At 59.8% G+C, this 11,934-nt stretch carries 12 protein-coding genes; 4 read left to right on the top strand and 8 right to left on the bottom strand.

Annotated features, from left to right (window positions below):
* Window positions 1–97: 97 nt before the first annotated feature.
* The 4 genes from ATN00_RS10750 to ATN00_RS10735 form a co-directional block, all read right to left on the bottom strand.
* Window positions 98–376: a hypothetical protein gene (locus ATN00_RS10750; RefSeq protein ID WP_156415267.1), complete on the bottom strand. Its 279-nt coding sequence runs from the start codon at window positions 374–376 to the stop codon at window positions 98–100.
* A 44-nt stretch (window positions 377–420) separates the two neighbouring features.
* Window positions 421–1,053, bottom strand: coding sequence for a sigma-70 family RNA polymerase sigma factor (locus ATN00_RS10745; RefSeq protein ID WP_156415266.1), 633 nt, complete (start codon window positions 1,051–1,053; stop codon window positions 421–423).
* 117 nt (window positions 1,054–1,170) lie between these two features.
* Window positions 1,171–1,302 carry a hypothetical protein gene (locus tag ATN00_RS24210; RefSeq protein ID WP_062064560.1) on the bottom strand — a complete coding sequence of 44 codons (132 nt, stop codon included), beginning with the start codon at window positions 1,300–1,302 and terminating at the stop codon, window positions 1,171–1,173.
* A gap of 77 nt (window positions 1,303–1,379) precedes the next feature.
* On the bottom strand, window positions 1,380–2,174 hold the full coding sequence (locus ATN00_RS10735; protein ID WP_062064558.1) for a response regulator: 795 nt from the start codon (window positions 2,172–2,174) through the stop codon (window positions 1,380–1,382).
* 377 nt (window positions 2,175–2,551) lie between these two features.
* On the opposite strand from ATN00_RS10735, the gene ATN00_RS24205 reads away from it, so the two are divergent.
* The gene (locus tag ATN00_RS24205) at window positions 2,552–2,704 is read left to right on the top strand and encodes a NepR family anti-sigma factor (protein WP_197413742.1); all 153 of its coding nucleotides are present in this window, start codon (window positions 2,552–2,554) and stop codon (window positions 2,702–2,704) included.
* A gap of 42 nt (window positions 2,705–2,746) precedes the next feature.
* Window positions 2,747–4,324 carry a sensor histidine kinase gene (locus ATN00_RS10730; protein ID WP_231746261.1) on the top strand — a complete coding sequence of 526 codons (1,578 nt, stop codon included), beginning with the start codon at window positions 2,747–2,749 and terminating at the stop codon, window positions 4,322–4,324.
* Window position 4,325: 1 nt separating this feature from the next.
* Here ATN00_RS10730 and tgt read toward each other — a convergent pair whose 3' ends face one another.
* Complete coding sequence (gene tgt / locus ATN00_RS10725; protein WP_062064557.1) at window positions 4,326–5,456, bottom strand: tRNA guanosine(34) transglycosylase Tgt; 1,131 nt, start codon at window positions 5,454–5,456, stop codon at window positions 4,326–4,328.
* A gap of 463 nt (window positions 5,457–5,919) precedes the next feature.
* Between tgt and ATN00_RS10715 the strand changes: the two genes are divergently transcribed.
* The gene (locus tag ATN00_RS10715) at window positions 5,920–6,873 is read left to right on the top strand and encodes a crotonase/enoyl-CoA hydratase family protein (RefSeq protein ID WP_062064553.1); all 954 of its coding nucleotides are present in this window, start codon (window positions 5,920–5,922) and stop codon (window positions 6,871–6,873) included.
* A gap of 14 nt (window positions 6,874–6,887) precedes the next feature.
* Here ATN00_RS10715 and ATN00_RS10710 read toward each other — a convergent pair whose 3' ends face one another.
* From ATN00_RS10710 to groES, 3 genes are all read right to left on the bottom strand, one after another.
* Window positions 6,888–8,810, bottom strand: coding sequence for a putative bifunctional diguanylate cyclase/phosphodiesterase (locus ATN00_RS10710; protein WP_231746260.1), 1,923 nt, complete (start codon window positions 8,808–8,810; stop codon window positions 6,888–6,890).
* A 275-nt stretch (window positions 8,811–9,085) separates the two neighbouring features.
* Window positions 9,086–10,729 (bottom strand): chaperonin GroEL, encoded by a 1,644-nt coding sequence (gene groL / locus ATN00_RS10705; protein WP_062064549.1) that lies wholly within the window; start codon window positions 10,727–10,729, stop codon window positions 9,086–9,088.
* 50 nt (window positions 10,730–10,779) lie between these two features.
* Window positions 10,780–11,067, bottom strand: coding sequence for a co-chaperone GroES (gene groES / locus ATN00_RS10700; RefSeq protein ID WP_021243753.1), 288 nt, complete (start codon window positions 11,065–11,067; stop codon window positions 10,780–10,782).
* A gap of 350 nt (window positions 11,068–11,417) precedes the next feature.
* On the opposite strand from groES, the gene ATN00_RS10695 reads away from it, so the two are divergent.
* The gene (locus ATN00_RS10695; RefSeq protein ID WP_062064547.1) at window positions 11,418–11,852 is read left to right on the top strand and encodes a universal stress protein; all 435 of its coding nucleotides are present in this window, start codon (window positions 11,418–11,420) and stop codon (window positions 11,850–11,852) included.
* Window positions 11,853–11,934: the final 82 nt, after the last annotated feature.

The following is an 11,934-nucleotide window of genomic DNA, read 5'->3' as shown; positions in this document are numbered from 1 at the left end:
TCTATCTTACATACGCTGTAAGGAAATCCGACACCCCCGGGAGAGTGCCTGAAAATGGCAAATAATTCCTGAATGGGAAAATGGGCGGGAATACAGGTTAATTCGGCCCGGAATCATTGTCCCTGCGAAAACTGTCTGCGGCATTTCTGGCCGCGTCGCCTACGACCCTTGCCGCATCGTCGACTGAATTGGCCGCTTGCGTCATCCGGTCAGCCTGCCGGTCCTCCCGGGCCTTCGAAAGATAGAAAAACCCGATGGCCAGGATCAGGGCGAGAGCAACCAACAGGAAAACGAGCCCGCTACCGTGCGGCCGTCCCGCGTCGGATGGCCGTGCCGATCTGTCTGGCAGATCGTCTTGCGATTGCTCCTCGTCCATCTCCATCTCCCTCGACGCGGACGGGCCATATCCGGCCGTTTCGTTCAGCCTGTTTCATCCCCCGGCGAAGTCGCTTCACGCCCACGGCTCAAGCGATCGACATCTTCCATGATTTCATCGAGAACCGCGGTGGCCGTGGTTTCCTGGGTACGGCGCGAAGGCAAATCCCCATTTTCCATGATCTGTTCCAGCGCAGCACGGCCACGCGCCACGCGGCTTTTGATCGTCCCCACCGCAACGCCGCAAATTTCGGCCGCTTCTTCATAGGCGAAGCCACCGGCCCCCACCAATATCAACGCTTCCCGCTGGGGCTGGGGCAGTTGCAACAGCGCCCTTTGCATGTCGGAAAGTTCCACATGCTTATCCTGACCCGCCGGGGCAGCCAGCAGGCGATCCGCCGTCAGGTCGTCCCAATCTCCCCGGAACCGCGAACGGCGCATTTGCGAAAGATAATGATTACGCAGGATGATGAAAGTCCAGGCTCGCATGTTGGTCCCAGCCTGGAACCGGGTACGCGCGGCCCATGCCTTCAACAGCGTTTCCTGAACAAGATCATCAGCCACATCCCGATTGCCCGCCAGCGACCGGCCGAACGCACGAAGATGAGGGATGACTGCGGCAAGTTCGCGCTTGAAATCCGAATCGGACAATGTGGTGCGTTCAACCGCCTCATCCATAGGAGCACTCCCTGTGCCGCCTGCCGCTTTTGCTGCGTGAACCGAAGTGGTCAAAGCCATATAAATGCTTGCGCCTTATGCTGATAACAGCCAACCGAAAAATCCATCGTCAAGGCTTCAACGCCAAAGAACCAGCAGCATCACGATGACGACCAGCGCCAGCGAAATCCCCAGAACATATCGCACGATATGAGGCGTCGATCCCGCACGGACATCCACTGTCGAAATATGCTGCTCCTCGTCAGCCATGTCTTCTCTCCCCATCGTTACGCATCAATAACGCAACGAACGGGCGGGGGTTCCGATGCGCCCCCCGGTCTATTCCGTCAGGCAGGCGCGGTAGCTTCGTCAAAAAAAAGCGCCTGAGAAATCGCCGCCTTGACCGTGGCGCGCTGAAATGGCTTGGTGATGAGGAATGTCGGCTCAGGCCGCTCGCCCGTCAACAACCGTTCCGGGAAAGCGGTGATGAAGATCACCGGAACGGCAAATTCCGCCAGGATATCCTTTATCGCGTCGATCCCGCTGGAATCGTCGGCCAGTTGGATATCCGCCAGCACCAATCCTGGACGCTGCGCCATCGCTTCGCGCACCGCATCCTCCCGCGTGACCGCTATCGCCGTCACTTCATGGCCCAGATCGCGAACGATGGTTTCGATATCCATCGCGATGATCGGTTCGTCCTCGATAATCAGAACCTTGGCGCGGGTCTGCGACTCGATCGCGTGCAGCGCTTCCTCCACCAAGGCTTCCACATCGGACGCATCCATGCCGATGAGATAGGCCGCGTCGTCAATCGTGAACCCTTCCAACGCGGTCAGGAGCAGCGCCTGGCGAGGCAAAGGCGTCAGCCGCCCGAGTCGCGCCTGGGCAATCGCCTCCTGCCCGTCGGGACCGATAACGGCAGGCACGTCATCCAGATGAGACGACGACCAGATCGCATGGAAAATCTTGTAAAGGCCCAGACGCGGATCAACGCCGGCGGGGAATTCTTCCGGCGCGGCTACGATTGCTTCAAGCGAGGCGCGTACATAGGCGTCACCATGCATCTGATCCCCTGTCAGCGCGCGCGCATAACGGCGCAGAAAGGGAAGATGGGGGTGCAGCTGTTGTCCAAGCGACATGTGTTGGTCTTCTCCCTACCCTTATAGGCATAATGCTGCGAAATCTGTTTCGAACAAGAAGGATGGATCGACAATGTCCCCATGGCAAGACCAGCCCCCTCGCCATCGGTAATACCGATGATACAAAAAACGCCTTGGACTGGGGAACCATCAACGGACAGATTTGTTTCACTGACGTTCGGTTTTTTTCGACGGCAAAGCCAAGGTTTACGGATTTTATAGGGTCCAGGAATTGACGCTGCCCCGGAAACTCGCAAAAAACAGATCGGCAGGCAGGGCACGGGTTGTTTCAGAGGGGCTGAGTTTTGGTTTCTTCAACAAAGGAACGGAATGCGACACAGACAGTCGATATCGGTCCAGATGTCGCCGTTACAGGTATGAAACGTGCACAGCCTTCCGCGCGCGGCAAACGAGGTTCCCGTTCCAAGAACAAGGAACATGTCGCCGACGCCTTGCGATCAGTTTATCAACGCGCCATCGATGAGGATATTCCCGCGGAAATGCTAGACCTCCTCAGCAAACTGGATTGATGGCATCATGATCGGGGCAGCCATCCTCAGGCGGGTTGCCACATGTCTGCACATCCCCCATCCGTGACAATGAGCAGCTATTTTCGTTCGACCGGCGTCAAGATGTTCCTCATCCTGACATTGGCGCTGCTGCCGCTCGGCATATTGGCGCTCGTCGCCTCGCTTCAGGCGATCCGCACCGCCGACCTCGAAAGGGAAGCCCTGCTCCGGGTAGCTGTAACGCAGAGCGCCCGCAAACTGACCGCCGATCTTGCATCGGACCGAACCGCCATCGCCCTTACGGTCAATGCCATCGCAGCTCGGACGGCCGATTCGGCCATGTGCGGGCGCCTCGCCTTTTTCCTGCAATCGCATACCCGCGGCGAAGGCACTTTCTATATCTATGACCGGACGGGACAGCGACTATGCGGATCGCCACAGGCTGAACCGGCCGGAATAGCGCCGGAGCGGCGATTTGATTCCGCCGATGCGGCATTACTGCCCCAAGCCGGCTTTCTCGTCAGCCGCGAGATCAGCTCGGACGGCAAGATCGTGGCGCTTGCTTATTATTCCCGCGCCCATCTGGAAAGAGTGACCGACCCCGCCACTGCCCTTCAAAATCGCCAATTGAGCCTGCGGCAGGGCTCCAGAACACTGTTTATCACCCAGCGGCCCGATGATCGCGAGCAATCCCGATATCGCAACACCAGCCTGTCCGCCCGGGTCGTTCAGCCTGACATGGTTCTGACCATGACGACGCAGGATCCACCCGCGACCGCGGCCCGGCTGCTCTCGCTTTTCCTGCCCCTCGTCATGTGGTTTGCCGCCGCCGCGATCGGATGGTTCGTCGTCAACCGGCTGCTGATCCGCCCGCTGGTGGGGTTGCGCCGTTCCGTGGCGGCCTATCAACCGGGCGAAGTTCTGGAACCCCTGCGCCGCATGCGGACCCCCGCACAGGAAATCGTGGCTCTCGGCCAGACATTCCGGGCCATCAGCGAAGAAGTCGCCACCCATGAGACAGAAATGGCCGAAGCGCTGGAAACCCAGCGGAAGCTGACGCGCGAGGTGCATCATCGCGTCAAGAACAACCTTCAGATCATCGCCAGCCTCATCAACCTGCATGCACGATCCGCCGTCACCTTCGAAGCGGGGGAAGCCTATGCTTCGATCCAGCGCCGGGTCGATGCCCTGTCGGTCGTGCATCGCAATCATTATGCGGAGTTGGAGGAAAATCATGGCGTGGGGGTCCGCTCGCTCATCAGCGAACTGTCCGCCAGCCTGCGGAGCAGCGCTCCGGCGGAAGCACGCCGATTCGCCATCCAGATCGACAGCGACAACCTGCACATAAGTCAGGATGTCGCCGTGCCGGTCGCCTTCCTGCTCACGGAACTGATCGAACTGGCCATGCTGTCCGATCCCCTTGCAACCATGCAGATATCCATTCACGGGGACAGCGGATCAATGGGTCGCGCCAGGCTGGAAATCCTTTCTCCTGCCCTGCGCGCATCACCCGACATGTCCGTTCGCCTGGAGGAGCGCTACGGACGCATCCTCACCGGCCTGTCCCGGCAACTGCGTTCGCCGCTGGACCATGATGCGGCGACGGGCCTCTATGCGATCGTGATCGCAACCCTGGCCTGACTCACGCCCGCTTATATCCGCTCCGGAAACCGGCAGCAAAAGCGGCAAAGCGCCCTTCTGCGATGCTGCCTCGGATATTCTGCATAAGATCCTGATAGAAATGAATATTATGCTGCGTCATCGCCATCGCACCCAGCATTTCTCCAGCCTTGACGAGATGATGCAGATAGGCGCGGCTCCATGTGGAGCAGACCGGGCAGGCGCAGCGCGGATCGAGCGGTCCCTGATCTTCCGCGAAACGCGCATTGCGGATATTGAGCGGGCCATTCCATGTGAAAGCCTGACCGTTGCGGCCGCTGCGCGTCGGCAGCACGCAATCGAACATGTCGATGCCCCGTTCCACCGCGCCCACAATATCGTCCGGCTTGCCCACGCCCATCAGATAGCGGGGCCTGTCCGCAGGCAACATATCCGGCGCGGAATCGAGGCAACCGAACATGGCTTCCTGCCCTTCGCCCACGGCAAGACCGCCCACGGCATAGCCATCGAAACCGATGTCGATCAGCCTGTCGGCGGAAATGCGCCGCAATCCTTCATCCAGCGATCCCTGCTGGATACCGAACAGCGCGGCGCGCTCCGCATGGGCTTCCCCGGCATCGAAGGCGTCGCGGGACCGCTTCGCCCAGCGCATCGACCTTTCCATCGACCGTGCCGCTTCATCATGAGTGCAGCCGTTCTTCGTGCATTCGTCGAACGCCATGACGATATCGCTGTCCAGCAGGCGCTGGATTTCCATCGATCGTTCGGGACTGAGCATATGCTTCGACCCGTCGATGTGGCTGGAGAAGGAAACGCCTTCCTCGCTCATTTTGGTGAGCGCGGAGAGGCTCATCACCTGATAGCCGCCGCTGTCGGTCAATATGGGCCTGTCCCAGCCCATGAAACCGTGCAGCCCGCCCAGTCGCGCCATGCGCTCCGCGCCCGGGCGCAGCATCAGGTGATAGGTGTTGCCCAGAATGATGTCGGCCCCCGCTGCCCGCACTTCGGCGGGCCGCATGGCCTTCACCGTGGCCGCAGTGCCAACCGGCATGAAGGCCGGTGTCCGAATATCGCCCCGGCGCATCGAAATAACGCCGGTGCGGGCCTTGCCATCGGTGGCGGCGACGGAAAAGGAAAAGCGCGATTGGGTCACGAGCGCCCTCTAGGAGCGAACGGCAGCAGGCACAAGTGCGCCATGGCAGCCCGCCGGATCAACCCGACTTGCGTAAGCCTTCGAACAACATCATCGCGTCGACGTGGAAACCTTCGACCCGCTTATATCGACCTATAAAACGCAGGCAATCATCGGACAATCGCAACTGCCATGGGCTATCCGTGGCGTCATGCAGCATCAGGTTCACGGTTTTAGGATTTGACGGGCGCCGATACATGAACACCGATTTAGCCTGTAAAGGTTAACAAAGGCCAAGCCTGCTTACCCAAGAAGCAGTCGTTGCAATAATGCAACAAAGCTGCCATTTTCGGCTGCCAGTAATAGGTTTGAAGGTAACAGTTTTATATAAAAATTGGTTAATAGCCTGGCATTTATCCTGTCGGCATTGCATCAGACCTACAACCCTGTTCTGCTAACGGAAAATGGGAATTCGGGGGCGCAGATGATTGATTCAGGTCGATTTAATCCGACCCATGCTGACGCACGAACGTCGCATGAGGATGATATTCCCCTTCCCGTCGACACCGGTGATCTCGACGCTAGGGAAAACAGGGCTTCCGAAGAATTCAGCCAGTCCATGCTGTTCGATCTGGGACAGATCGACGTGCGCTGGGATGCAGAAGCGGGCACATTATGGGCTTTCATGACACCCCATGAACGGCCTAATTCGAACCAGGGCCTGATTCGCGACACGATGACCTGGCTCAGCGAAAGCAAGCGGCTCTTCAGCGCCCACCCCAGCGCCCTCAAATTCATGGTTCTGGGGTCCCGCTTTCCCGGTGTCTTCAATCTGGGTGGCGACCTGGAGATGTTCGCCGAATGCATCCAGAACCGCAATCGCGACGCCTTGCTGAAATATGGCATTTCCTGTGTCGAGATCGTCGATCGCATCTGGCACAGCAATGACATGGACATCATCAACATCGGCTTGGCGCAGGGAGATGCGCTCGGCGGCGGTCTGGAAGCGCTCATGTGCTTCGATGTCATCATCGCGGAACGGCAGGCGCGCTTTGGTTTGCCGGAGGTTTTGTTCGGCCTGTTCCCTGGCATGGGCGCCTATTCGATCCTGTCCCGCAAGATCGGTCCGGTGCTGGCCCGGCGCATGATAATGGAAGGTCATGTCTATACCGCCGAAGAAATGTGCGACATGGGCATCGTCTCTCAGGTGGTTGAGGCAGGAGAAGGTGAGGAGGCAACCCGCCAGTGGATTGCCGAACACAGCGCGCACCATGCCGGTTATGTCGGAATCGCGCGTGCGGGCCGTCGCGTCAATCCCATGACGTTGGAAGAATTGACCGACATCGTCACCACCTGGACCGACACCGCGCTGATGCTTTCGGATCGGGATTTGCGGATGATGCGCCGGCTGGCGTCGGCCCAGACCCGCCTGCGCTGAAATTCTCGGGCCAGTCAGCTCAACCGGCGGCGCGGATAGGTTATGATCGGCGGCTCTTCCGACGGTATCAGCGGGCCACTGGCAATCAGTGCCGCAACGGCCTCGCACGATATGGGTCTGCTGAACAGATAGCCCTGCACGTTGGTGAAACCGGCATCCCGGGCATGATCGAGTTGATCGAGGGTTTCTATCCCTTCGGCCACCGTATCCATCGCCAGATCGCGGGCCAGATTTCCGATGGCCCTGACAATGGCCCGGTCCTCCGCATTGGCGCTGACGCCCGCCATGAAGCTCTGATCCACCTTCAGCGTGTCGAAACGATAGGACCGCAGATAGGAAAGCGAGGAATATCCCGTCCCGAAATCATCCAGTGCCAGCCGTAATCCAATGCGTTGCAATTCAAGCAAAATGGTGTTGGCCTGGCCACTGTCATCCAGGAAGATGGATTCCGTCACTTCCAGTTCCAGCCGGCGCGCAGGCAGGCCCGATTCCAACAGAGCCGCGATGACGCTGCCCGGCAGCTCCGCAGATTTGAGGGAGGCGGGCGATATATTGACGGCGACCCGCGCATCCGTGGGCCAGGACGCGGCCGCCAGACAGGCATTACGCAGAACCCAGGAAGTGATGTCCTCGATAATGCCCATGCCTTCCGCGATCGGAATGAACTCGGATGGCGGTATCGGCCCCAAAGTGGGATGCTCCCAGCGCAGCAGCGCTTCACAGGCGTCGATGTGCAGGCTTTCCAGATCCACGATCGGCTGGAACACCAGCTTGAGCTCCTGCCCCTCTATAGCGCGGCGCAGACCTGTTTCGATCTCGTGAACGCGGTTGAAGCGTTCCTTGAACAGCCAGCTGAAGCTTGACGCGCGATTGCGCCCTTCCCGCTTGGCTTCATACAGGGCGATATCCGCATGTTGCATCAACTCGTCCATGTGACGGCCGTCCTGCGGCGCAACCGCGTAGCCGATGGACGCGGTCACTTCGAGATGATGGTCGCCGATGCCAAATCCATGCGCGAAATATTCAATGATCTCCCGAGACATGGTTTGCGCCGTCAATCGGTCGGCATTGGGGCAGATGATGACGAATTCGTCGCCGCCGAAGCGCGCGATCCAGCCATTGTCGCGAACGACTTCCTTCAATCGTTGAGCAACGATGCGGAGCAATTGGTCGCCAACGATATGACCCAGCGAGTCATTGATCTCTTTGAACCTGTCGATATCCATCCAGAGGATGGCCACCGCGTCGTGCGAACTCATGTGATTGTCGAAAATGTCCTGCAGCCGCATCTGCATGGCCATGCGGTTTTCCAAACCGGTCAGGCTGTCATATCGCGCCAGACGCTCGAATTTTTCCGCCAGGGCAGACTGGTCCCTTTTACCTTTGAGCGCCTGAACGACGATGCGGTGCGTCGTGGAACTGATCTCCGCCAGCCCCAGGATCATCATCACCATAGCAACAGCCAGAACCCGATAGCCGGTTGATCCCTCCAGCCATAGCCCCGTCGCCGTCGGCAACAGGGCAAGGCAGACCTGCCCGATGGCGATGTGAACCCGCCCCGCATTGCGGCCCGAAATACCGCCGGCGTAGCCCGTTGCCATCGACACGCTGAGCATGTGCATGACCGAATTGCCCGATGCGACGAGCGTCGCAAAGCTCATGAGGCCCAGCAGCCCCGCATAGGCCCATGCGCCAAGCTCATAGACCAGTTCCCAGACGCGGGAAGCGACCGCGGTGCCGCGCACCAATTGCCGGTGGAAGAATATCGCCGTGACGACCCGCAAGGCCGCCACGATACACACCGCAGCGACGATAGCATCGATCGTCGGATCTTGGCTAAGATTGGCGATGACTATGCCGACAGCGGTTCCCGTTACCGCGCCAATGGTCAGCGATGCGGGAGAAGCATAGAGCGTTTCCACCAGACTGCGGCGCACATCCGCGTCCTGCGCCGTGTGCCGGGCAAGTCGACTGATGAGAAAGGTTCTTATGGCGCGCAAATTGGCGGGTCTCCGGTTCCCAATCCTCAAAATGGGGCCGTTGATTTATTTTTTGGTTAATCTCGCGAAAATATCACGCGCGGGGCGCGGCGATGGCGCAGCAAAAAAGCCGGCGGATTGCTCCGCCGGCTTTTTTATATCGCTTGAACGCGGACTTCTCATCGCCGCGATCGGACCGCAGGCGAACATGCGTCCGCCTGCGACGATCGGCTTTAGAAGTCCATGCCGCCCATGCCGCCCATGCCGCCGGGCATGGCCGGCATCGCCGGCTTGTCGTCGGGCAGTTCGGCAATGGTCGCTTCAGTGGTGATCAACAGACCGGCAACCGAAGCCGCGTCCTGCAGAGCAGCACGAACAACCTTGGTCGGGTCGATGACGCCAGCGGCAACCAGATTTTCATAGGCGTCGGTGGCGGCGTTGAAGCCCTTGGTCTCGTCATTTTCGCGCAGCAGGTTGCCGGCGACGACGGCGCCGTCAACGCCCGCATTCTGGGCGATCTGGCGCAGCGGCGCTTCGATGGCCTTGCGGATGATGTCGATACCGCGGGTCTGGTCGTCATTGGCGCCCTTGAGGCCGCTCAGGGCCTTGGTCGCGTAGAGAAGCGCCGTGCCGCCACCGGGGACGATGCCTTCTTCAACGGCCGCGCGCGTCGCGTGCAGCGCGTCGTCGACGCGGTCCTTGCGCTCCTTGACTTCGACTTCCGATGCGCCGCCAACCTTGATGACGGCCACGCCGCCAGCCAGCTTGGCCAGACGCTCCTGCAGCTTTTCGCGGTCGTAGTCGGACGTGGTCGTCTCGATCTGAGCGCGGATCTGCTCGGTGCGGCCCTTGATCGCTTCGGCGTCACCGGCGCCATCGACGATGGTGGTGTTGTCCTTGTCGATGGTGACGCGCTTGGCGGTGCCGAGCATGCCCAGGGTGACGTTTTCGAGCTTGATGCCGAGGTCTTCGGAAACGACTTCGCCCTTGGTCAGGACGGCGATGTCTTCCAGCATGGCCTTGCGGCGGTCGCCGAAGCCCGGAGCCTTGACCGCAGCGACCTTCAGGCCGCCGCGCAGCTTGTTGACGACCAGGGTCGCCAGCGCTTCGCCTTCAATGTCTTCCGCGATGATGAGCAGCGGACGGCCCGACTGCACGACTGCTTCGAGGATCGGCAGGATCGACTGGAGGTTCGACAGCTTCTTCTCGTGGATCAGGATGTAGGGGTCAGCGAGTTCGACCTGCATCTTTTCCGGGTTGGTGATGAAATAGGGCGACAGGTAGCCGCGATCGAACTGCATGCCTTCCACGACATCCAGTTCGAATTCGAGGCCCTTGGCTTCCTCGACGGTGATCACGCCTTCCTTGCCGACGCGCTCCATCGCTTCGCCGATCTTCTCGCCGACGACCGTGTCGCCATTGGCCGAGATGATGCCGACCTGCTGGATTTCCTTGGTGCCGGACACCGGCTTGGAACGGGCCTTGAGGTCTTCGACAACCTTCGTGACGGCAAGGTCGATGCCGCGCTTCAGGTCCATCGGGTTCATGCCGGCGGCAACCGACTTCATGCCTTCGCGAACGATCGCCTGGGCAAGAACGGTCGCGGTGGTGGTGCCGTCACCGGCGACGTCGTTGGTCTTCGAAGCGACTTCGCGGACCATCTGGGCGCCCATATTCTCGAACTTGTCCTTCAGTTCGATTTCCTTGGCGACCGAAACACCGTCCTTGGTGATGCGGGGCGCGCCGAAGCTCTTGTCGATGACGACGTTGCGGCCCTTCGGCCCCAGAGTCACCTTGACCGCGTCGGCCAGAATGTCGACGCCGCGCAGGATGCGCTCACGGGCGTCGCGGGAGAATTTTACTTCTTTTGCAGCCATGGGTAAAAACCTCTTTCTTGCAAATTGGAGTGCGGGAAATCGGCGATTCTTTAGGCGACGACGCCCAGAATGTCCGATTCCTTCATGATGAGCAGGTCTTCACCGTCGACCTTGACTTCGGTGCCCGACCATTTGCCGAACAGGATGCGGTCGCCGGCCTTGACGTCCAGCGGAGTGACCTTGCCGTCTTCGGCCTTGGAGCCGGTGCCGACAGCGACGATTTCGCCTTCCTGCGGCTTTTCCTTGGCGGAATCGGGGATAATGATGCCGCCAGCTGTCTTCTCTTCCGCCTCTACGCGGCGAACGAGAACGCGGTCATGCAACGGACGAAATGCCATGTTGAGTGCCTTTCCCTCTTACGGACGTTTGCGGGATCTGGAAAAGCGCGCGGGGACACCCCCTGATGCGCGCTCTGGCCCTTCTCCCAATGAACCTTCACTTGCTAGCACTCCTCTTTCAGGAGTGCTAGCAGGCGTGAATATGGAAGGAGGATTTTTTCGGTCAAGAGGTGGCCGTCATTTTTTCCGCGGGACGATCAGATATCCCCTCCCCTGCCATCACCGCGTTGCAGGATTGTTGCGGCCGTCGCCATGCCATTGCCCGCAGGCATTATTTCATGTCGCGCCCGCTCCGTGCTTCCATCTCTCCACCGAACCGGAACAATAGCGGGAAGGCAAAGGAGAGAAAGATGCGCTTTTCGAACATCATCGTAGCGGTGGACGTCAATGATCCGGATAATGGCCGCGCGGCCCTGGCGCGCGCTGCCGCCATCGCGGGGAACGAGGGGCGGCTTCACCTTCTCTATGTCCGCTATTATCTGCCGTCCCGCTATGCCGAACTGCTCGCGGAGGATTTCGATCTGCATGAACAGCAAGATGCCATGGCCGCCATGCGTGAATGGTGTGGAGATCTGAGTATCGACGAAAGCCGCATCGATTTCATCACCAAACGCGGTCCGGTGCGCGACGAGGTGATTTCCTACGCGCAGGCCCAGGCAGCCGACCTTATCGTCCTCGGCTCGCATCAACCCTCTTTCTCCTCGAAGCTGCTTGGATCGAATGCATCAGCCATCGCCCACCACTCGCCGGTGAGTGTCCTTATCGCGCGGACAGGAAAGAAATAAATCCGCCATGGTGGCAGGAACGGTTGCCGGGTCGGGGGCCGCTTCCTACCTGCGGGGGTAACTGCCATCCAAGGGAGCACCC

Source organism: Sphingobium baderi (assembly GCF_001456115.1).
GTDB lineage: Bacteria > Pseudomonadota > Alphaproteobacteria > Sphingomonadales > Sphingomonadaceae > Sphingobium > Sphingobium baderi_A.
The sequence above is the reverse complement of the archived record's forward strand: the minus strand, read 5'-3'. Positions and strand labels throughout refer to the sequence as shown.

Bases quoted from the DNA above. Each gene is read 5' to 3' on its own strand.
- ATN00_RS10750 (WP_156415267.1), bottom strand. From the start codon at position 376: ATGGACGAGGAGCAATCGCAAGACGATCTGCCAGACAGATCGGCACGG.
- ATN00_RS10745 (WP_156415266.1), bottom strand. From the start codon at position 1,053: ATGGATGAGGCGGTTGAACGCACCACATTGTCCGATTCGGATTTCAAG.
- ATN00_RS24210 (WP_062064560.1), bottom strand. From the start codon at position 1,302: ATGGCTGACGAGGAGCAGCATATTTCGACAGTGGATGTCCGTGCGGGA.
- ATN00_RS10735 (WP_062064558.1), bottom strand. From the start codon at position 2,174: ATGTCGCTTGGACAACAGCTGCACCCCCATCTTCCCTTTCTGCGCCGT.
- ATN00_RS24205 (WP_197413742.1), top strand. From the start codon at position 2,552: ATGAAACGTGCACAGCCTTCCGCGCGCGGCAAACGAGGTTCCCGTTCC.
- ATN00_RS10730 (WP_231746261.1), top strand. From the start codon at position 2,747: ATGTCTGCACATCCCCCATCCGTGACAATGAGCAGCTATTTTCGTTCG.
- ATN00_RS10715 (WP_062064553.1), top strand. From the start codon at position 5,920: ATGATTGATTCAGGTCGATTTAATCCGACCCATGCTGACGCACGAACG.
- groL (WP_062064549.1), bottom strand. From the start codon at position 10,729: ATGGCTGCAAAAGAAGTAAAATTCTCCCGCGACGCCCGTGAGCGCATC.
- groES (WP_021243753.1), bottom strand. From the start codon at position 11,067: ATGGCATTTCGTCCGTTGCATGACCGCGTTCTCGTTCGCCGCGTAGAG.
- ATN00_RS10695 (WP_062064547.1), top strand. From the start codon at position 11,418: ATGCGCTTTTCGAACATCATCGTAGCGGTGGACGTCAATGATCCGGAT.